Origin of the sequence: Flavobacterium johnsoniae, assembly GCF_030388325.1 — a bacterium.
In the GTDB taxonomy this organism is placed as follows: Bacteria; Bacteroidota; Bacteroidia; order Flavobacteriales; family Flavobacteriaceae; genus Flavobacterium; species Flavobacterium johnsoniae_C.
In genome coordinates, this window is the sequence record NZ_CP103794.1 from 5,289,302 (window position 1) to 5,310,669 (window position 21,368).

A 21,368-nucleotide genomic window follows, 5' to 3' on the forward strand; every position below is an offset into this window, starting at 1 on the left:
CCGAGGAACGAGGAATCTTCGCGAGAAACTCTACAAAGATTGGTAGCGCACTACACGGAGTTACTTGCGAAGATTCCTCGTTCCTCGGAATGACAAAAAGACACTTATTACTTAGTGTTATTTCTTAATTTGTACTTACTTTCTTTGTATAAATTACCCGCAGTAATAACATGCGCCAAAGCATCTTTTGCTAATTCTTCATTTAATTTCACTGGAATTAAAGTTGTATCATTTTTAACTTCAAATTGAAGAGGTTTCAAATTTGGCTGCATAATCACGACCTGGTTTTCTACTCTAAAAGCATTAATATCATTAAACTGCATAATAGCTCTTCCTTGTACTTTTGCATCTAATTTGGTTAAATTTCTTCCAACCATTGGCGTTTCAAAAGGGATTCCTAAGTATGCTAATAATGTCGGCGGAATATCAATCTGACTTGCTAATCTATCATAAACTGCCGCTTTTGGAACTCCTGGTCCCATAATAAATGCCGGAATGTGGAATTTATTTATCGGAACTAAATTCTTTCCGTAAGTTCTCGTGTTATGGTCAGCAATTACAATGAAAATAGTATTTTTAAAATAAGCTTCTTTTTTCGCCATTTCGAAGAATTTACCAATAGAAAAATCTGCATATTTCATGGCGTTATTTACCGTTGCAGGCTTTTTATCATAGGGTTTTATTCTTCCTGCTGGATATTCAAAAGGTTCATGATTCGAAGTTGAAAACATTAGAGAGAAAAATGGTTTATCTCCTTTTGATTTAAAATACTGATTGGCTTTAGTTACCAAATCTTCATCAGAATAACCCCAAGTTCCTTTGAAAGCATATTTATTCCCATCGGATTCAAAATCGGTTTGGTCTACGATATCCTGAAATCCATTTCCGTTGAAAAAGGAAGCCATGTTATCAAAATTTGCCATTCCGCCATAAATAAAACTAGTGTCGTAACCTTTTTGTTTTAATGCGTCGGCAAGCGTGAAAAAACCTTGCTGAGAATTTCCTAATCTAACCACACTTTCAGATGGCGAAGGTAAAAAACCAGTTACGACCGCTTCAATTCCGCGAACGCTTCTTGTTCCTGTACAGTATAAATTGGTAAATAAAGTTCCTTCTTTAGATAATTTGTCAAATTCGGGAGTTAATGGTTTTCCGCCTAAAATTCCAACATACTCGGCACCTAAACTTTCCTGCAGAAAAATGACCAAATTATAAGGCTTTTTCAAAACAGAATCTGGCTGCTGTACATGCAAAAACGGAATTTCAGCATCTGTAAAATCATTTGGCCCAGCAATCATGTATTTTTTTACACGAGCAATAGCTTCGGCTTCATCCATTTTTCCATACATTTTTGTATTTCCTTCATTTTTGATGGAATACGCCGCAAAAGCAACTGTATAAAACGAATTTAAACCTAAAGTATTCGTTAATTGATCTGTAGAAAAAACAGCATTACTGGCATTGATTGGACGTTTTGAAGTCAAACTCGAACGCGCTCCAAAAAACAATAAAAAAGCCAATAATGGAAACACCATTAATTTGAATTTATAATCGGCGTTAACCGTATAAAAAAACTTTTTCCCTTTTTTGAAAGCAAAATAAAGTACAACTCCCAGAATCATAAATGTTACGATTATAGAAGTCAGATAACTTTTTAAAAGCATTCCGACAACTTCTTTTGGGTAAATCAGATAATCTAAGAAAATCTTATTCGGACGTGTATCGTATTGTTTTATAAAATCTGGCGAAGCTAATTCTACAAAAAGAATTAAAAACAGAAATATAAAGCTGTAGATTACCAAAAACTTATTGGTAAATTTCATCCACTTATTCGGCAGAAAAGTAATTAATAATGCCGGAAGAAATGATAAATAACAAAGTAATATCAAATCCATTCGAAGACCAATCGGAAAAATATACCAAAAATCTGGCGTCTGTTCTACTCTTTCTTTAAAAAGGAAAAATAAAAAAAGACGGCTTAAAGTGGTGATCAATAAACCGATTAATATGAAATTGAAAATCGGTTTTAAAAAACTTAATTTTTTCATTAAAAATAGAATAAGAACGTAAAAAATAAATTTAAAAGTAAAGACGCATCGTTATGCCTCTTTACTCCTCGTAACGATTTATTTCTCTGTCATAAAACTCATTTGCTTTTTCGATCAAAGTTTCCATTTCTGCATTTAATTCTGCTTCATCAAGATCTTCAGGCTCTTCTAAAAATTCTACCTCATCATCTTTCAAATTGATTATAAATCTTGGATAATCAAGGTGAATGATAAAAATATCGTCTGGGAAATCAGTATTGTCTCCAAGTAAAAATTTAGGTAATTCCATATTTATAATTTTTTATTAATGGTTATTTTTTTTTCAAATTTAGTTATTCGAAACTGTTATTTGTAATTAATTTCTTAGTTAAATAATTAAAGCGTAAATACAGCATAACCGCCGCCGCCGTTAAACCTGCCAAAAGTCCGATCCAAACTCCTTGTGCTTTCAATTCGGTATGTTCTCCTAAATAATAAGAAATCGGAAAACCAATTACCCAATAAGCTACAAAGGTAATATACATCGGAATTTTTACATCCTGTAATCCTCTTAATGCGCCTAAAACCACAACCTGAATTCCGTCGGAAATCTGGAAAACAGCCGCAATTAATAATAATTTTGAAGCAATTGCGATTACTTCCGTATTATCTGTAAGCTGAATTGTATTTTCCATATTTAAGAAAATATGCGGCAAAACAGTATGAAAAGCTATAAAAATTAAAGCAAAGAAAACTTCTAAAATAATAGCCAACAGGAAAATAGATCTTGCTACAACAAGCAGTTTTTTATAATCTGTTAAACCTCTCTGATTACTCACACGAATCATTGAAGTTACACTTAATCCCATTGCAAACATAAAAGTAAGCGAAGCCAAACTCAACGCAATTTGATTGGCAGCCTGACTTGTTTTTCCGATATTTCCGCAAAGCCAAATCGACGCTGTAAACAAAACTACTTCAAACAACATTTGCATTGCCGATGGAAAACCGATGCTTATAATCTTTTTTATAGTAGCTTTTTTAATTTCATTAAAACTAAAACCTTTAAAGAAACGTTTTAAATCGTCTCTTCGCGAAAGCATGATATGCATAAACATTACCAAGAATATTCTAGAAATTACGGTACCAAGAGCTGCGCCGATAATTCCCATTTTTGGAAAAAACCAAATTCCATAAATCAAAACATAATTGATTCCAACGTGTAGAACATTCGCCATAACCATTGCATACATCGAATATTTGGTTAATGACATTCCGTCTGCAAATTGCTTATATCCTTGATACATAACTAATGGAATCAACGAAAAAGCAACCCAACCCAAATACGGTTTTGCCAAAACGATAACGTCTTCTGGTTGTTTTAATAATTCCATTATTGGTTTTGCGCACATAATTATGCTAAAAAGTATCAAACCAAGAATTGTACATAGGAATAAACCGTGATGAAATGCCGAACGAATTTTAATATCATTTTTCTCTGCATCTCCTTCAGCAACAATTGGTGTTATGGCTGTTGAGAAACCAATTCCAAGCGACATTGCGATAAAAATCATACTGTTTCCTAAAGAAACTGCAGCCAATTCTGTACTTCCAATTTTTCCGACCATAATATTGTCGACAATACCAATTAAAGTATGCCCAACCATACCCAAAATAACAGGATAAGCCAATCTTAAATTATACGAAAACTCTTTGGTGTACTGCTTTAAATTCACTTCTAATCAATTTTAGTCGGCAAAGATAATCAGAAGCTTCGAATTCTATCCTATTAATAAAATTATATACCAATTTTAAGACAAAAATAAGACGAACTCAATATTATATAAAGATTTTTAAAAATTGTATAACAATCTGCAAATACCTCCGTTTTACTTTTACATTATTAATAATTCAAAATTATAAGCCATGAAAAAATTACAGATTATTTGCCTAGCTGCTTTTGCTTTTTTATTCTCTAACACAACTTTCGCTCAAGAAACAGAAGCAACAAATTACGATCAAGGATTTAGATTAGGTTTTGGAGTTAACGGAGGATTACCAACTGATGGTGATTACGACTGGGCTCTTGGAGGAGATGTTCGTTTACAGTACGATTTATCTAAAAAAACATCATTAACCTTAACAACAGGATTTACTAATTTATTTAATGGCGATAAAGACGCCGCAGGAAATGACATTAAAGATCTAGGATTTATTCCGGCTAAAGCAGGTTTTAAAGCCTTTGTATTAAAAGATCAATTTTATGTATTAGGAGAAGTTGGTGCTGGTTTTGCCGTAACAAACGGTTACAACAACACAACTTTTTTATGGGCTCCAGGAATTGGATATGCTAACAAATATATCGACCTGAGCGTACGTTACGAAGATTACCACGATTTTAGAACCAATCAAGTAGCATTGCGTGTTGCTTATGGTTTTAAACTATAAAAAATAGGTTTAATTTATTATTTTGTTTTTGGATAAAAACCGACAGATCGCATAGTCTGTCGGTTTTTTTATTTTATAAAATTAAAATATCAACCGAATAAAAACCCGACAGATTTGAAAAATCTATCAGGTTTTAAAAATCATCTAATTATCTAATTGTCAAATTCTCTTATTAACTTTTCTCCAAAGTCTTTTTATAAGTATCAAAATTGTCTAGAATTTCTTTATCTAAAGCGGGAACCTGAATATCGGTATATTGTTTCATTTCTTCCCAAATAATCTTTGCTACAATATAACGCGCCATATCTTTATCATCGGCTGGAATAATATACCATGGCGCATGTTGTTTAGAAGTTTGATTAATCGCTTCTTCATAATATTGTTGATATTCATCCCAATGTTCGCGCTCTTTCAAATCTCCTGGCGAAAATTTCCAATTGTGTTTTCCTTCTTCCAAACGTCTTAGCAAACGGCTTTTTTGTTCGTCTTTACTTAAATGCAAAAAGAACTTCATAACGATAGTTCCATTTTCTGCAATATGTTTTTCAAAATTATTGATTTGATCAATTCTCTTTTCCCAGAATTTAGGCTTAATATCGTCAACCGAATTAATTTCTGGTAAATTCTCAGCCAAAATAAATTCAGGATGTACGCGTGTTACCAAAACATTTTCGTAATGCGTTCTGTTAAAAATCGCAAATTTTCCTTTTTCTGGCAATGCGATATAATGACGCCATAAATAATCGTGTTCCAGTTCGGTCGAATTTGGTGTTTTAAAACTATGGACTACTACTCCACGCGGATTAAATTCTTTAAAAACTTCTCGAATCAAACTGTCTTTTCCAGAAGTATCCATTCCTTGAAGGCAAATCAAAACCGAATATTTATTGTGCGCATACATAATATCCTGCAAATCGCTCAGTTTATCTTTTACTTTATCCAGTTTATCTTCCTTTTCGTCATCATCAGCGTCGACATTCAATAAAGTTGGAAGGTTCTTTAATTTTACTTTATCGGTAACTTTAAAATCTTTTGGATCTATTGACTTCATATTTTCAAATTTTATATTATAAATATAGTAATTTTACGAAGCATATTCCTGCTATTCATTGCAATACTTTTCAATAAATTGCTTTTTTCTAAAGCCATAACAAGAGCTTCCGTTGGTCGCTTTGTTCTGTCTAGAAAAAATTCAATTTCTTTTCAAAGTATTTCTCCCGTCCCGAAATTTCGGGATCGGGATTATCAGGGCTAGGCAGTCGTTTTCAAAAGAACTTTTTTAAATTTTAAAATTCATAATGACAAAAAAAATTGTCTTTTTATTTATCCTATTCTTAACTCTTTTTGGAAATGCTCAAACAGGTCAAAAAACAGGCTTAAACGGGCTGGTTTCTAATCACATAAAGGAATTACAAAATCAAAAAATAGATACCATTTGCGTATATAAAAATTATTGTGTTAGTTGTCATTTGGCTTTTGATACAGATGGGAATGAAATTTGCGATGACAACCAAATTAATCCATCAATTTATATCTTTTATAAAAAAGACAGTAAAACTTATTTAACTAAGATAAATTATTGCTGGGAATTTTCAGAAGATATTGCTTCTGATGAATTTTGGAAAATTTATTTTTCAAATCAAAAAAAACTAGAAAAAGAAAAATTTAAAGAATTTGAATACTATCCGTATAAAAATTTTAAAGAAGTAAAATGTACTTTATTGGTTGATCACTCAGGAGTAAAGAATTTTAAATTAATTATTAAAAATAAAATAATTGAAAAAGAATTTAACTCTTTCCAGATGAAAGAGCAAGATGATTCTGGAATATTAAATATAAATTATAAACATAATACTAACTTGAAGAGCAAACAATTAGTTGACATTCTCGAAAAAATAACTTCTGAAGCAGAAAAAAACAATACATTTAAAAAGATAAAGTCACGTCAATAAAAAGACTTTTAAAACAACATTCATGGAAAAATTCACCTTAGAAATATTATTTCAAATCATCGGAATCGGTTCGGCATCAGGATTATTTTATAATAATGATGCACTTTATGTAATTGGCGACAATAGCGGATTCTTATACGAATACAATATGCAAAATCAGCAATTGAACCAACACGCTTTAATTGACAACCCGACGCAAAATATTCCGAAAAACCTAAAACCAGATTTTGAATCGATTACACATCATAACGATACACTTTATGTTTTTGGTTCCGGTTCAACCGAAAACAGAAACAAAATGATTGAGTTTGATTTAAAGTCAAAAACCGTTTCAAAGAAAAATAATCTAGTCGATTTATACGCTTTAATGCAAAGTTTTGGCGAAATAAAACCAGAAGATTTCAATTTGGAAGGCGCAATTTTCGATGGAGAAAACTGGTATTTATTCAATCGCGGAAATGGCGTTTCTAACAAAAACACGATTTTTACCATTCATGCCAAAAAATTAGACGAAGAATTTGCTTTGATTTCTGTCAATTACAAACTGCCAAAAATAAAAGGCGTTCGTTCTAGTTTTACTGATGCCGTTTTAGTAGATGACAAAATCTATTTTCTTTCCACTGCCGAAGATACCAAATCGACTTATGACGATGGCGAAATCTTAGGAAGTTTTATCGGTAGAATTGATCTTAAAACCATGAAAATCGATTTTACGCAAAAAATCACTGCAACCAATAAATTTGAAGGTTTGACTTTCTACAAAAAAGAAAACAATAAAATTGAGTTTTTACTTTGCGAGGATAATGATACGGAAGTTTTAGAAACTAAGATTTATAAGTTAACATTACCTATTAAATAAACCTTTAGTGAATCTTTGTGTTTTCTTTTGAGAATCTTTGCGATAAAGCTATTACACAAAGATTCCCAAAGATTTTCGCAGAGAAACACAAAAGTTTTCGATTACAATATTAACGCAGAAAACCTTTGCAACTTTGAACCTTTGCAACTCTGAACCTTAAAAAAAAATATTTTTTTCACAACCATCCCAACCTTTTTATCTTTTTATCTCTCTATATAAGAAAGACAACAATTGTGATAAACGAGACTCAAATAGCAAACTGTAAAAAAATGCACCGCGACGCCCAGCGCGAGGTGTACGAATACATGGCGCCTAAGTTGTACCGCCTTTGCAAAAGATATTTAAAAAAGGAAGAAGAAATAGAAGAAGCTTTGGCTGATGCTTTCTTCACTATTTTCACCAAACTAGATCAGTTAAAAGAAGCGTATGCTTTTGAAGCTTGGGCAAAAAGAATAACGGTTAATCATTGTTTGGCAACGATTAGAAAAGCAACCAACTTCAATATGTATCTCGACGACGTGAAACTGCTTTCGCAACCTTCTGTCGACGAACTAAATACGTTAGAAGAAGAAGATTTACTTAATTTATTAAACCACATTCCTGACGGCTGTAAAACTGTTTTTAATCTTTTTGTTATTGAAGGTTACGGACATAAAGAAATAGCCGAAATGCTGAAGATCTCCGAAGGCACCTCAAAATCACAATTGAATGCCGCTAAGACCAAACTGAAAGAACTGGTTAATAAACTGTTTTATCAAAAAGCAAAATAGTCATGGACAATCAAGATAAATTATTCGATAAAATAAAACAAGCTTCGCAAAATGCGGAGTTTAAAGACTTTCCCGGAATGGAAAAAGTCTGGTCGCGCGTTGAAGAAAAACTAGACAAAAAAGAAGATAAAAAAACAATCGCTTTATGGAAAAAAATTGCTGTTGCCGCTTCTCTTCTATTATTAATTTCTTTAGGTTTTCAGTTTTTAGATTCCAATAAAGAAGTGACAAATGAAACTCCGAAAGTAGTAATTCAGGAAACAGAGAAAGAACAATTTCAAAAACCGATTTTAGATCAAAAAAATACAATTCCTTCATCAGGTTCTGGAATTGTTTCGAATGAAGAAGCAGTTAAAATTTTAGAAAAAAACAGCAAAAATAAAGATAGAGTCGCTATTCAAGAAACTAGTGCACCAAATGCAGAATTGGTTCAATCAATATCAAATCCAGCAATTGTTTCAGATGCCGTGGTTTCTGCAAATGCACCGCTCAGAAGTGAAAGTTATGATGAAGAAGATAATAACAACATCATTTCCAAAAAAGAAATCGGATCAGAATCGGGTTACTTAAGAAAAGCTGAAAAAGAATCTGCACGTGTTGCTTTTGCTGATAAAAGTGCGCAAAAAGCTAAAAAAAGTACTCCTTTGGTCATTCTTAACGGAAGAGCAATGGCGCATAGCGATGACGCAAAAAGAGATAAAATGATACAAGGTGAAATCTCGAATTTAGAACCTGAAAATGTCGATTCATTAATGGTTTTAGATGAGCCTTTATACATTATTGACGGCATTTATTATTCTGAAAATGATTTATTCGGAAAGAATCCGACGAGTCCGTATGCGCCTTTAGATCGACAAGAAATAAAAACCATAACCATTTTGCAAGACCTTGAAGCTACTGAAAAATATGGCGAAAAAGGAAAAAAAGGAGTTGTAATTATTACCACCAAAAACGGAAAACCAGCTCCGAAAAAATAATCACATCACAACAAAACTTTGTCAAAGTTTAAAACTTTGACAAAGTTAAATCTCAACATTAATCTTAAAACTTATTATCATGAAAAGTCTAAAACTTATTTCATCAGCCATTGCTATGCTTATATGTTTCGTAAGTATGGCGCAAGAAAGAACTATTTCTGGAATCGTTTCAGACGAAACAAAACAACCGCTGCCAGGTGTAAATGTTTTCAATCAGACAGCAAAAACTACAGCTGCTACTAATTTTGATGGACAATACAGCATTCAGGCTAAAAAAGGCGATCTTTTGGTCTTTACTTTTATCGGTTACAATTCCCAAAGACAATATGTACAAGATTCTAATATCATTAATATAAAAATGCATTCCGATCAACAAACTTTAAACGAAGTTGTAGTTGTAGGTTATGGAAGAAGTAATTCTGAATATGAAGACAGAAGTTATGCACGTGCCGAAAGAAGAAAAGAAAAAAAAGAGGCTTCAAAAGCACTTCAAGGAAAAGTAGCGGGAATTCAAGTTTCTAATAATATTGCCTATGCTCCGATGCCAAGTCAGAATATAGCCATACGCGGAATTGCAACTGTTTCGCCAAAAAATGAACCTTTATATATTATTGATGGAGTTCCTGCAAAAGCCAATCAAATGGCAAAAATTAATCCGAATGATATTGATAATGTTTCTGTTTTAAAAGATCAGGCGGCGACTTCGGTATACGGAAATAAAGCTTCAAATGGCGTTGTGGTAATTTCGACTAAAAATGAACTTTACAAAAATCTTTCGGAAAAGGAATTAGACAAAAAATTAAATATTATGCCAATTCCAACAGAACCAACGCAGGAAGATTATGATGCATTTGTAGAAAATGCTTTCGAAAGTCCTAAGACAGCGCCACTTTCTACTTTTTCTATAGATGTTGACAATGCTTCTTACACCAATATAAGACGTTTTTTAAACAACGGACAGCAAGTTCCAAAAGATGCCGTTCGTGTAGAAGAAATGGTGAATTTCTTTAAATACACTTATCCACAGCCAAAAAATGAACATCCGTTTTCTATTAATACAGAAGTGAGCGATTCACCTTGGAATTCAAATAACAAAATTTTGAAAATCGGTTTACAAGGAAAAAACATTCCGACTGAAGATTTACCGGCTTCAAATCTTGTTTTTCTGATTGATGTTTCGGGTTCTATGAGCGATATGAACAAATTGCCTTTATTAAAACAATCTTTGAAAATTTTGGTGAATGAATTACGAGCGAAAGACAAAGTGGCAATTGTAGTGTATGCAGGCGCAGCAGGAATGGTTTTACCTCCAACTTCTGGCGATGAGAAAAAAACAATTATCGATGCTTTAGATAAATTACAATCTGGCGGAAGTACGGCTGGCGGCGCAGGAATAGAATTGGCTTATAAAACAGCTACAGAAAATTTCATCAAAGAAGGAAACAATCGTGTAATTCTTGCAACCGACGGCGATTTTAACGTAGGAAGTTCTTCTAATTCTGATATGGAAAAACTGATTGAAGAAAAAAGAAAAACAGGCGTTTTCTTAACTTGTTTAGGCTACGGAATGGGAAATTACAAAGACAGCAAAATGGAAATCTTAGCCGATAAAGGAAACGGAAATTATGCTTATATCGACAACATTCAAGAAGCGAATCGTTTTTTAGGAAAAGAATTTAAAGGTTCGATGTTTGCTATCGCGAAAGATGTAAAAATCCAGATCGAATTTAATCCAAAACAAGTGCAATCGTATCGTTTAATTGGGTATGAAAACAGAAAATTGCGTCCAGAAGATTTTAAAAATGATGCCATTGATGCGGGAGAATTAGGAAGCAATCATACCGTTACGGCTTTGTATGAAATTATTCCGACTGGCGTAAAAAGCGATTATTTGACTGCACAGCCAGATGATTTAAAATACACTAAAACAGAAACCAATTCTAACAATTACACCAACGAATTGGCAACGATACAATTCCGCTATAAAAAACCTGACGGCGAAAAAAGCATTGAAATGGTTCAGGTTATTGAAAACAAATCGGTTGTTTTAAACAAAGCAAGTGACGACATGAAATTTAGCTCTGCTGTAGCTTGGTTCGGATTGAAATTGAGAGATTCAAAATTAATCGCCGGCAAATCTTCTGAAGAAATTGTGAAATTAGCGAAACAAGGAAATTCAAATGACAGCGAAGGTTATAAAGCGGAGTTTATTCGTTTAGTTGAAACTTCAAAGCAGTACAATTAATAAAAATTATATTACATTTGAAAACCAATTTTAAAAACAATGAAACATCTATTTTTTGCGTTATTAGCATTCATCACTATTAATTCTTTTTCTCAAACAAAAATTTCAACAGACAAACCTTTTATTGATGTTTCTGGACTAGCCGATACATTAGTCGTTCCAAATAAAATCTGGATTAATGTGTTGCTAAGCGAAAAAGACTCAAAAGGAAAAAAATCTGTTGAAGATTTAGAAAACGAGATGATTTTAAAACTAAAAGAAATTGGCATTAACACAGAAAAAGACGTTAGTGTAAATGATATGTCAAGCAATTTCAAAAATTATATATTTAAACAAAATGATATTTTCAAATCAAAATCTTACTTTATTTTGGTTAAAAATGCGTCTGAAACTGCCAAAGTTTTTATTGGATTAGAAAAAATTGGCATTTCGAATGTTCGTATTGATAAAATTGAACATACTGACGAGAGAAAGATTAAACTTTTGATTAATGGAAAAGCGATATTAAATGCAAAAAAAACTGCTGAAAGTTTTACAAAACCATTAAACCAAAAGGTTGGAACCGCTCTTCAAATTACTAATAATGAAAGTATCAGTCCTTCTCGAGCAATGATGAATGAAGTAGTCGTAGTTGGATACGGAAAAAGTAAATCTTCAAATGACAATAATATCGAACCAAGTGTTGAATTTGAAAAAATAAAAATATCCAGTTTCGTTCAGGTAAGATTTCTTATAGAATAAATTTTAATAAACTCATATAAATTAATTACACGCAAAATTCATGAATCCCATTTTAAGCCAAAATCTATTTTTAGTAAAAGAACATGTCGGAATGTTTAAAGCTGCAAACAATTACGACATTTACAATCCAGAAACCAATCAAATTATTATGAATTGCCGAGAAAATAATCTTGGTTTTTTCACCAAAATACTTCGTTTTACCGATTATAAAAGAGCGACTCCATTTAACGTTGAAATTACAACTGCTTCTGGCGAAAAGTTAATTACTGTGAGAAGAGGCGTTGCAATTTTCAGATCGACTGTTGAAGTTTTAGACGAGAAAGATCGTTTGGTTGGAACATTCAAACAAAAATTCTTTTCTATTGGAGGAAAGTTTGACATTCTGGATAAAAATGAAAGACCAGTTGCAACGTTACAAGGAAAATGGACGGGTTGGGATTTTAAATTCTCTCACGAGAACAAACAATTGGCTCAAGTAAGCAAAAAATGGGCTGGATTAGGAAAAGAGTTTTTCACAAGTGCAGACAATTATGTTCTTCAAATTGAAGATACAGTCGCTGCTGATAGTCCGTTGAGACAATTGATTTTAGGAGCCGTAATGTGTATTGACATGGTTCTGAAAGAATAACAAAAAGTTGTTAAACTTAGATTAAGAATATATTTTAAAGCATCATTTTAGTTTTCAAAATCTTATTTTTGTAAGACTTAAAAATGATGCTTTTTGCATTTCTAAAATTACAATCATGACCGACTTAAAAAATAAAAATGCCTTTATTACAGGCGCTGGAAAAGGAATAGGAAAAGCTGTAGCAATTGCTTTGGCAAAAGAGGGAGTAAACCTTATTTTAGTTTCAAGAACTCAAAAAGATATCGAACTATTGGCTGAAGAAACTGCTAAATTTGGTGTAAAAACTTTGGCTTTGTCTGCCGATGTTTCGGACATCAATTCTATAAATTCGGCCACAGAAAAAGCTTTAGCTGAATTTAAACATATCGATATTTTAATCAATAGCGCCGGAATTGCTTCTTTTGGAAAATTCTTAGAACTAGAGCCAGAAGCTTGGGAAAGAATTATTCAGGTAAATTTAATGGGAACGTATTTCACAACTCGCGCGATTATCCCAAATATGATCGAAAGACAAACGGGAGATATTATCAATATTTCTTCAACTGCTGGATTAAACGGAAACGCTTTGACAAGTGCTTACAGCGCTTCAAAATTTGCTGTTTTAGGTTTAACCGATTCTTTGATGCAGGAAATGAGAAAACACAATATTCGTGTTACGGCTTTAACGCCAAGTACAGTAGCAACTGACATGGCAAAAGACTTGAACTTGACTGACGGAAATCCAGAAAAAGTAATGCAGTCTGAAGATATGGCAGATTTAATTATTGCACAATTAAAATTAAACCGAAGAGTTTTTATTAAAAACAGCAGCATTTGGTCTACTAATCCTTAAAACACCTTTAGAAATTTTGTCAAAGCTTAAAACTTTGACAAAATTATATAAACAAAAACACAATAATATGGAACAATATTTAAGACAATTGGTCGAAATAGAGTTTCAGGATAAGAAGCAAATTTTCTCAGGATTTCTTATTGACTATTCTGATGATTGGATTTTACTTCGAAATAATCCTGTAGATTTTGTTTTGGATGGTTTTGTTATTCTACGAAATAAAAATATTGAAGCAGTAAACCGTGATCACGATTTGGCTTTTACAGAAAAAGTAATTCGAATGAAAGGTTTGAAAATAAATTCTGAAGACATTATTCCGATTAAAGATTTAGCATCAATCATTAAATTTATTTCGGAGAAATATGGCATTTTTCAAATTGCTAAAAAATCATCAAAATCTGCTTATTTAGGCAAGTTAATAGAATTGAATAACGAAGAATTGACAATCGATTTTTTAGATACACGCGGTCAATTTGGAGGAGAATTAGCTTTTAATCCAGAAAAAATTCGAGTTATAGAATTTGATACTGATTATATTAATTCTTTGAAATTGGTTGTTTCTGAAGATCAGAAGAAATAGTTATAAAAAAAGCCCTTTTAATAAAGGGCTTTTCTGTTTTTTGTCATTTCGACCGAAGGGAGAAATCACACTAGTAATTCCGTATGCTATAATTGTCAATCTTTGTAGAGTTTCGAGTGAGATTCCTCGTTCCTCGGAATGACAAACTTTACGTTTAAGCTTCCGCCAATTTATTCAAAAACTCCAAACGAACACTTCCGTCTTCCTCGATTTTTGTTAAATTGATTTCTTGCAAAGTGTTTACCAATTCTGGATTCCAAGGTGTTTTTACTTTTACGTAATTTTCTGTAAATCCGTGAATATATCCTTCTTTGTTTTCTCCTTCAAAAAGAACAGTTCTATTTGTTCCTAATTGACTTTCGTAAAAAGCACGACGTTTTTTAACCGATAAACCGCGTAGCATTTTACTTCTTTTTGCTCTTACATTTGAAGGAACAACACCTTCCATATCTGCCGCTTCTGTATTATCTCTTTCTGAATATGTAAAAACGTGTAAATAAGAAATATCTAAATCATTTAAGAAATGATAGGTTTCTAAAAAGTGTTCGTCTGTTTCTCCTGGAAAACCAACAATAACATCAACACCAATACAAGCGTGCGGCATTACTTCGCGAATTTTATTGACACGATCAATATAAACTTCACATAAGTAACGACGTTTCATTAATTTTAAAATATCATTGCTTCCCGATTGTAGCGGAATATGAAAGTGCGGTACAAAAGTGCGACTTTTAGAAACGAATTCGATTGTTTCGTTTTTCAATAAATTAGGTTCGATTGAAGAAATTCTTAAACGCTCAATTCCTTCTACTTTGTCTAAAGCCTGAACTAAATCGAGAAAAGTATGTTCGTGTTTTTTATTTCCGAATTCGCCTTTTCCGTAATCACCGATATTAACACCAGTTAAAACAATTTCACGGATATTTTGAGCTGAAATCTCTTTGGCATTTTTAAGAACATTTTCTAAAGCATCACTTCTAGAAATTCCTCTAGCCAACGGAATTGTACAATACGTACATTTGTAATCGCAACCGTCCTGAACTTTTAGGAATGCTCTTGTACGGTCTCCGATTGAGTAACTTCCAACGTAAAAATCGGCTTCAGCAATTTCGCATGAATGAACTTCACCCATATCATTTTTGCTCAAATCATGAATGTAGTCGGTAATTTTGAATTTTTCTGTAGCACCCAAAACCAAATCAACGCCATCGACAGCGGCTAATTCTTCTGGTTTTAATTGTGCATAACAGCCAACAGCGGCAACAAAAGCTCTATCGTTAAGCTTCATTGCTTTTTTAACAACTTGCTTAAACTGCTTATCTGCATTTTCTGTTACAGAGCAAGTATTGATGACATAAATATCTGCTATTTCTTCAAAATCAACGCGGTCAAAACCTTCGTCGTTAAAATTTCTGGCAATTGTAGAAGTCTCTGAAAAATTCAGTTTACAACCCAGCGTATAAAAGGCAACTTTCTTTCTATTTTCCATAATCTATCTTAAATTAATGAAATCGTTGTCAAAAAATTTAAGGCTGCAAATTTACAAACAATATTCATCAAAAGAAAGAGATTAATCAACTTCGAATCAATAATTTGCGTGAATGTTATTAATAATGCATCAATAGATTAAATTAAAATCCTTAAATTTAATGGTCGAAAATGCACTTTAAACTGTCATTTTTAACATTTCGATAAGAATAAAATGACAAAATAATCGATTAAATGCAAATTTTATCGATTAAATACATTTTTTTCGTTTATAAACTCAAAATTTCTTACATTTACTTTTGTTTTGAATGATGCCCGAAATAATTTCTTATTTAAGAATTTTGATAAGCTTTAATTAATTTAATAATAATTCGGACATAACAATTTTGAATTTTAGCCGTTATGTTGTTGTTTTGTGTTACAAAATGAAATGGGAAAGCCGAAAACCAAAGAGAGTAGGCAAAATTAAATTACAAATACCACGCTTTATGAAAGCATTTTTACCCACGATCTGCTTGATGTTCTTAACCCTTTTTAGTTCGCAAGCGCAAACTAATACACCAGCCGCAAATCCATTTCCTACAATTAGTACATTAACGACTTGGGCGAGCTTTAATTCACAGCAGCAATTTGACGTTGCTATTCGTGCAGTAGGGTTTAAGTTTGAAGTTAAAGAACCAGGTGAAGGATCTACAGCTTATACTTATATTCGTAAAGTAACTGTTAACGAAGTAAATTATACGGATAGAATTGTATACAGAATTACTAATAATAATTCGGCAAGTATTATTTCTTTAGTAACTGCTTCTACTGACTTGGTTAGTTTGTATACTCCACAATTAACAACTTTTAAAAATAACAACTGTAAAACAGAAATGTCTAAAGACAAAAACACAACTTGCAGCTGTTACGAAAGTGCTAATTTTGCTATCGATCTTTGCGATGAGCGTGTGAAATTAACAATGGGTGACGGAAATAAATATTTTGTTTCTGTAGCTAAAAAATAATACCTCAAAATATTATTTTTCTTTTTGTTTGATTCCAAATCTTTACTGACTTTTAAGTATGTAAAGATTTGGAATTCATTTTTTATAACAAGTTCGGATTTTTAAGTTCGTACCAAACTTCTAGCTCTTCATTGTATTCAAAAGAATTGACAAAATGGAAACCTAGTTTTTCTAGCACTTTTCTAGAATTTTCGTTTCCTGCATCTGCGTAAGCATAAAGAACTTCTACTTTCATTTCGTTAAAAGCATAATCAACAAAAGCTTTTCCAGCTTCAGAAGCATATCCCTTTCCCCAATGTTTTTCGATAAAACGATAACCTAATTCGTAGAAATTTTTATGGTTATTGATTTCGTCTGTAATATATTTTATTCCAGACCAACCTATAAATTCATTCGTTTCTTTTAAAACAACAGCCCATCGACCAATGCCGAAAGTTGCATATTGTTTCTGAACAAATTTGATGTAATCAACACTTTCTTCTATATGCTTAACAGGCCTGTTGCCTACAAACAAATGAACGTTTGGATTAGAATCCAACTCGAACATACCTTCTGCATCAGAGAGAACTAATTCTCTTAAAATCAAACGATCGGTTTCAATTGGATTTTTCATTTCTTTAATTTAAAATATAACGTGAAATTACTTCTGCAACTCCGTCATTATTATTTGAAGCTACAATTATATTGGCTTTGTCACGTAATTCTGGCGTTACATTATCTACCCAAACTCCTAAACCTGCATATTCAATCATAGTAAGGTCGTTTCCGGCGTTTCCTACGGCGATAATTTCACTTTGAAGAATTCCTAACTTTTCAGCCAAAAGTTTCAAACTCGCCGCTTTATCAATACCTAATTGTGCTACTTCTAAGAAAAAAGGTTTAGAAGTCGAAACGCTTAAATGTGGCATTGTTTCAATTAAATCTCTTTCAACTGTTTTTAAATATGCTGGATCTTCAAGTAAAATACATTTAACCGCTGGTCGATCTACATACTCTTTGAAACTGGAAACTTTATGATGCACCATTTTAGTGATTTCTTTTTCAATCTCAATATATTCAGAATCGGTTTCGCTGATTATTTCATTATCTAAATACGTAATAATGTGTGTATTTTTTTCAACACTATAATCATATAGAGCATGAATTTGTTCAACCGTTAATTTCTGTTCAAACAAAACCAAATCGTCTTTTACGCGACTAATTATTGCTCCATTAAACGAAATCATATAAGAATCGTTTAAATCCATTTGAAGCTCTTTTGCGTAAGCCGTCATTGCTGTTGTTGGTCTTCCAGATGCAAGAACAACATAAACGCCTTTTGCTTGGGCTTCTAGAATTAATTTCTTATTTAAATATGAAATTTTATGATCGTCTGTCAACAAGGTATCATCCATGTCGAGCACTAACATTTTGTATTGCATTTTTTTTAGTTTTCAGTCGCAGTTTTCAGTCGCAGTCTCAGCAATGACTGAAAACTGAAAACTTTTAAAGACTCATTCGAAATTCTTCAATAACTGGATTTGCTTTTGCAAAATCAGTTTCCTGAATAAAAACCTCAACGGCTAAATCTGTTCCGCCGAAACCTCCTAAACGAGCCGACTGTATATTATCTTTTTTTACTGTTTCTACTCCAGCTTCTTCTAATCTTTCTTGCAAAGCAATTGCTAAAACTTCACTTCCCGAAAACACTTTCATTAATCCCATGATAATCTATTTTGTTTATTAAGTTTTCAGTCTCAGTCACAGTCTTCATTATTAAACTGAAAACTGTAACTGAGACTTATAATTTATTCTAAAATTATTTTTAATTGTTTTTGAAAATCTTTATTCTCATTTACGCCAATATAACCTTGATTTTTCAAAGGATAAAAATACGCATTAGATTTCAAAAGCTTTTTCAATCTAACCGAATTTTCACAAGGAATTAACTGATCATCCGTTCCATGAAAAATATAAATCGGGGCATTGATTTGAGGGAGATAAAGATTGGTTTCCAGACTAAACTTTTTCATAAAATCAGGAAAAAACGGTGCTTTAGAACTAGATAATTCTAAAAAGTTATAATATGGCGCTTGAAGAATTAATGCTTTTGGTTTATTTTCTAAAGCCAATTTTGTCGCAAAACCAGAACCAATAGAATATCCAGTAATAATAATTTTATTTGCTGAATATCTTTTAGAAATTTCCTTGTAAGCAACAGAAATATCTTTACTTATTTGTTCTTCATTTTCAATTTTACCTTCGCTTTTTCCGAAACTTCTGTAATCTAAAATGAAAATATCGTAGTTTAACGAAGTATAAATTTTGGCGATTTTGCCCCAAGTTTCAAGAGTTCCAGCATTTCCATGAAGGTAAAAAACAAGACCTTTAGATTTTTCTGCCTTAAATAATAATCCGTTGAGATTATTTCCATCAAATGATGGAATATTTAGCTCTTCAAATTTCTGTTGATAATCAAATTTAAAATCTTTTGGAAGTCTTGAAGCATGAAAAACCAATTCAACTTGATTGAAATAAAAATAGGAAATCATTAAAACATAAATAACCAGAAAAAAACAAAAAAGTACAATTCCTAAAAATTTAAATGTTTTTAAAATCTCCATTTTTTACTTTGTCCATTTGTAATTATCGTTTTTATTTAGAAAAAAAAAGTCCCGTTATTCTGTTTTTACGACTCCCGCATATGTGGCAACCCAAATTGAACCATTTCTGTCTTTTGTAATCTTCTCAGAATGAATACTAGGAACATTTGAATTTTGATTTGTATAGGTTTCCCATTTTTTTGTCTTCAAATCATAATTTAAAATACCAACTCCATTTAGCGTTACCCATAAGGCTTGGTCGGCTTCGTCCAGATAAAAATCGTTTATAGCATTATCTGTGAACATTTTCGAATTAGGATGAACAATTCTTGTCCAATTTCCAGCTGTATCTAACTTATAAATTCCTGCCTCGTCTGATTTGTCGTTATACAAATCAAACCAGAGATTTTCTTCTTTATCTTCGTAAACTTTGGATATGAATGCCTTTGACAAAGGTGATTTTTTGTCATTCAGCAATTTTGTCGTCCTATTTTCAATTACAACATTTCCTTCAAATGTTCCGATCCAGATTCTATCTTTTTTATCGACATAAACTCCAAGTGTTTTATTACTTGGCAAATTTGAATTTTCTTTGGTAAAATCTGACCATTTTTCGCCATCAAACTTTGCGACACCTCTCCAAGACGTAAACCAGATGTTATTTTTATAATCCACAAAAAGCTTTCTTGCCCAGCTAATTGGCGAGTTTATCGAATCATATTTTTTCCAGTTTTTATTATCGTATTTGTAAACATCCCAACCAATAACAAACCATTTGTTATTTTCTTTGTCTACCTCCAAATCTCTAACCGATTCTGTCTGATTCTTGTTGTATGCCGTAGGCTTGATTATTGTATTTTTCGAATTAAAATGCTGCCACTTTTCGTTTTCAATTTTAACGATTCCATTATCAGTTCCAATCCAAATATTATTATCTAAATCATTCGCAATTGCTCTGGTCATATCCCAAGGCAACTCAGAATTGCTTTGTGTAAATAACTGCCATTTTTTAGAAAGCTTTTCTTTATCAGTACCTTTAATTTCAGGCGTTCCAACACATTTCATATTCCCTTGATTCTTAAAATCAAATACTTTTCTCTTAACCGAAAAACTTCCATTTTCGAATTCAAAAATTAAAGATACAGAACTATTTTTTGGTTTATTTTTAGAAATGGCTGGTTGCCACAAAGAAACCGTATTGATTGCTTTTTCCAAATTCAGCTTTTTTGAAGCCACATTTGTTTTATTCATCACACTTATAAGACAAGGCTTTCCGTTTTCGTCAATTAAAATTTGAGCCTCAATTATGCCTTTAATTTCTGCCAGCTTTTTTTTGTCTAAACTGTTATTTAGTTCTTCCACAAACGTTTTTGGAGGCATTGCCAGAACGTCTCCACAATCCAGACAAAAAGTTGCTAAGTGACAATTTTGATATTTTTCAGGATATAGATTTTGAGAATACGCAGAAACCTGCAAAAAAACCAACAAAGCAATCAAAAGTTTTTTTTTCATCAATTTCTGAGTATGAATTTAAGATTTTTTATTCCTCTTCAATATCGTCTTCCTCTTCGTCAAGCTCTTCGCCTTCTTCGTCCATATCAAACAAATATGGCTCAACTAACATTTTGTCTGCCAAAATTTCAACACGTTCTGTCAGTGTTTCGGCAAAAATAATGCGTTGTGTTTTTGCAATACTGCCAGAAATACGCATAATTTTTGTTTCATGACGCAATCTCAAAATTGGATCGGCATCGTCAAGAATTAGCATTTTTAGACGATTTACATTGTAACCCGCTGTACTAAACATATCATTTAGTTTTGTTGGAGTTCCAATTAAAACATCAATTCCAGTTGAAATATAGTTTTTATCGTAATCCATGTCGCCTTTTTCATTTACGCCATATACTTCCAAATTGGTGTATTTTCCATACTTCTCAAAAAGCTCAACCATTTCTAAAACCTTCGCTTTATCTTCTACGATAATCAAAGCCCTTGGAGATTCTTCAGTCTGTCCAGCCAATTGCTGAATTACATTTAAAACAATTGTAGTTGTTTTTCCGCTTCCTTTTGGAGAAATAACAACACAATCTGCACCGCTTTTTATGGTTGAAAAAGTTTCTAACTGCAAAGCATTTGCTTCTGTTAAACCATTTTCAATTAAAGCGTCTTGTAGTTTCTCGTTTATTTTTTTTAGTTTCATTTTTTTTATGCTTTAAGCTTTAAGCTTTAGGC

General features: G+C 32.1%; 22 protein-coding genes. 11 read left to right on the forward strand and 11 right to left on the reverse strand.

The window, feature by feature from the left end; all coding sequences use genetic code 11:
• Positions 1 to 107: 107 nt before the first annotated feature.
• From NYQ10_RS22340 to NYQ10_RS22350, 3 genes are all read right to left on the reverse strand, one after another.
• The gene (locus NYQ10_RS22340; RefSeq protein ID WP_289878325.1) at positions 108 to 2,048 is read right to left on the reverse strand and encodes an LTA synthase family protein; all 1,941 of its coding nucleotides are present in this window, start codon (positions 2,046 to 2,048) and stop codon (positions 108 to 110) included.
• Positions 2,049 to 2,109: 61 nt separating this feature from the next.
• Positions 2,110 to 2,337, reverse strand: coding sequence for a hypothetical protein (locus NYQ10_RS22345; protein WP_276172439.1), 228 nt, complete (start codon positions 2,335 to 2,337; stop codon positions 2,110 to 2,112).
• A gap of 43 nt (positions 2,338 to 2,380) precedes the next feature.
• The gene (locus tag NYQ10_RS22350) at positions 2,381 to 3,763 is read right to left on the reverse strand and encodes an MATE family efflux transporter (RefSeq protein ID WP_289878326.1); all 1,383 of its coding nucleotides are present in this window, start codon (positions 3,761 to 3,763) and stop codon (positions 2,381 to 2,383) included.
• 190 nt (positions 3,764 to 3,953) lie between these two features.
• Between NYQ10_RS22350 and NYQ10_RS22355 the strand changes: the two genes are divergently transcribed.
• A complete protein-coding gene (locus NYQ10_RS22355) occupies positions 3,954 to 4,475 on the forward strand; it encodes a hypothetical protein (RefSeq protein WP_229349080.1) in 522 nt (173 codons plus the stop codon).
• A 172-nt stretch (positions 4,476 to 4,647) separates the two neighbouring features.
• Here the strand turns inward: NYQ10_RS22355 and NYQ10_RS22360 are convergent, their stop codons facing one another.
• Positions 4,648 to 5,526 (reverse strand): PPK2 family polyphosphate kinase, encoded by an 879-nt coding sequence (locus NYQ10_RS22360; RefSeq protein WP_289878327.1) that lies wholly within the window; start codon positions 5,524 to 5,526, stop codon positions 4,648 to 4,650.
• Positions 5,527 to 5,773: 247 nt separating this feature from the next.
• On the opposite strand from NYQ10_RS22360, the gene NYQ10_RS22365 reads away from it, so the two are divergent.
• The 9 genes from NYQ10_RS22365 (at position 5,774) to NYQ10_RS22405 (ending at position 14,059) form a co-directional block, all read left to right on the forward strand.
• Positions 5,774 to 6,427 (forward strand): hypothetical protein, encoded by a 654-nt coding sequence (locus tag NYQ10_RS22365; RefSeq protein WP_289878328.1) that lies wholly within the window; start codon positions 5,774 to 5,776, stop codon positions 6,425 to 6,427.
• A 22-nt stretch (positions 6,428 to 6,449) separates the two neighbouring features.
• Positions 6,450 to 7,286, forward strand: a complete 837-nt coding sequence (locus NYQ10_RS22370; RefSeq protein WP_289878329.1) for a DUF6929 family protein — start codon at positions 6,450 to 6,452, stop codon at positions 7,284 to 7,286.
• 269 nt (positions 7,287 to 7,555) lie between these two features.
• Positions 7,556 to 8,056, forward strand: a complete 501-nt coding sequence (locus tag NYQ10_RS22375) for an RNA polymerase sigma factor (RefSeq protein ID WP_289878330.1) — start codon at positions 7,556 to 7,558, stop codon at positions 8,054 to 8,056.
• A gap of 2 nt (positions 8,057 to 8,058) precedes the next feature.
• A complete protein-coding gene (locus NYQ10_RS22380; protein ID WP_289878331.1) occupies positions 8,059 to 9,033 on the forward strand; it encodes a hypothetical protein in 975 nt (324 codons plus the stop codon).
• Positions 9,034 to 9,112: 79 nt separating this feature from the next.
• On the forward strand, positions 9,113 to 11,278 hold the full coding sequence (locus tag NYQ10_RS22385) for a YfbK domain-containing protein (protein WP_289878332.1): 2,166 nt from the start codon (positions 9,113 to 9,115) through the stop codon (positions 11,276 to 11,278).
• Between the two features lie 39 nt (positions 11,279 to 11,317).
• On the forward strand, positions 11,318 to 12,019 hold the full coding sequence (locus NYQ10_RS22390) for an SIMPL domain-containing protein (protein WP_289878333.1): 702 nt from the start codon (positions 11,318 to 11,320) through the stop codon (positions 12,017 to 12,019).
• 40 nt (positions 12,020 to 12,059) lie between these two features.
• Entirely contained in the window at positions 12,060 to 12,647 is a 588-nt protein-coding gene (locus tag NYQ10_RS22395; RefSeq protein ID WP_289878334.1) for an LURP-one-related/scramblase family protein, read from the forward strand.
• A 115-nt stretch (positions 12,648 to 12,762) separates the two neighbouring features.
• Entirely contained in the window at positions 12,763 to 13,479 is a 717-nt protein-coding gene (locus tag NYQ10_RS22400) for a 3-ketoacyl-ACP reductase (RefSeq protein WP_289878335.1), read from the forward strand.
• Between the two features lie 67 nt (positions 13,480 to 13,546).
• Positions 13,547 to 14,059 carry a hypothetical protein gene (locus tag NYQ10_RS22405; protein WP_289878336.1) on the forward strand — a complete coding sequence of 171 codons (513 nt, stop codon included), beginning with the start codon at positions 13,547 to 13,549 and terminating at the stop codon, positions 14,057 to 14,059.
• A 154-nt stretch (positions 14,060 to 14,213) separates the two neighbouring features.
• On the opposite strand, the gene mtaB is transcribed toward NYQ10_RS22405, so the two are convergent.
• Positions 14,214 to 15,548: a tRNA (N(6)-L-threonylcarbamoyladenosine(37)-C(2))-methylthiotransferase MtaB gene (mtaB, locus tag NYQ10_RS22410; protein ID WP_289878337.1), complete on the reverse strand. Its 1,335-nt coding sequence runs from the start codon at positions 15,546 to 15,548 to the stop codon at positions 14,214 to 14,216.
• Between the two features lie 487 nt (positions 15,549 to 16,035).
• On the opposite strand from mtaB, the gene NYQ10_RS22415 reads away from it, so the two are divergent.
• Complete coding sequence (locus NYQ10_RS22415) at positions 16,036 to 16,554, forward strand: hypothetical protein (RefSeq protein WP_184159805.1); 519 nt, start codon at positions 16,036 to 16,038, stop codon at positions 16,552 to 16,554.
• Positions 16,555 to 16,636: 82 nt separating this feature from the next.
• Here NYQ10_RS22415 and NYQ10_RS22420 read toward each other — a convergent pair whose 3' ends face one another.
• From NYQ10_RS22420 to NYQ10_RS22445, 6 genes are all read right to left on the reverse strand, one after another.
• Positions 16,637 to 17,167, reverse strand: coding sequence for a GNAT family N-acetyltransferase (locus NYQ10_RS22420; RefSeq protein ID WP_289878338.1), 531 nt, complete (start codon positions 17,165 to 17,167; stop codon positions 16,637 to 16,639).
• 4 nt (positions 17,168 to 17,171) lie between these two features.
• Complete coding sequence (locus NYQ10_RS22425) at positions 17,172 to 17,975, reverse strand: Cof-type HAD-IIB family hydrolase (RefSeq protein WP_289878339.1); 804 nt, start codon at positions 17,973 to 17,975, stop codon at positions 17,172 to 17,174.
• 64 nt (positions 17,976 to 18,039) lie between these two features.
• Complete coding sequence (locus NYQ10_RS22430; protein WP_091492259.1) at positions 18,040 to 18,258, reverse strand: putative signal transducing protein; 219 nt, start codon at positions 18,256 to 18,258, stop codon at positions 18,040 to 18,042.
• A gap of 83 nt (positions 18,259 to 18,341) precedes the next feature.
• Positions 18,342 to 19,157 carry an alpha/beta hydrolase gene (locus tag NYQ10_RS22435; RefSeq protein WP_289878340.1) on the reverse strand — a complete coding sequence of 272 codons (816 nt, stop codon included), beginning with the start codon at positions 19,155 to 19,157 and terminating at the stop codon, positions 18,342 to 18,344.
• A gap of 54 nt (positions 19,158 to 19,211) precedes the next feature.
• Positions 19,212 to 20,648: a ligand-binding sensor domain-containing protein gene (locus tag NYQ10_RS22440; protein ID WP_289878341.1), complete on the reverse strand. Its 1,437-nt coding sequence runs from the start codon at positions 20,646 to 20,648 to the stop codon at positions 19,212 to 19,214.
• Positions 20,649 to 20,676: 28 nt separating this feature from the next.
• A complete protein-coding gene (locus NYQ10_RS22445) occupies positions 20,677 to 21,336 on the reverse strand; it encodes a DEAD/DEAH box helicase (protein WP_289878342.1) in 660 nt (219 codons plus the stop codon).
• Positions 21,337 to 21,368: the final 32 nt, after the last annotated feature.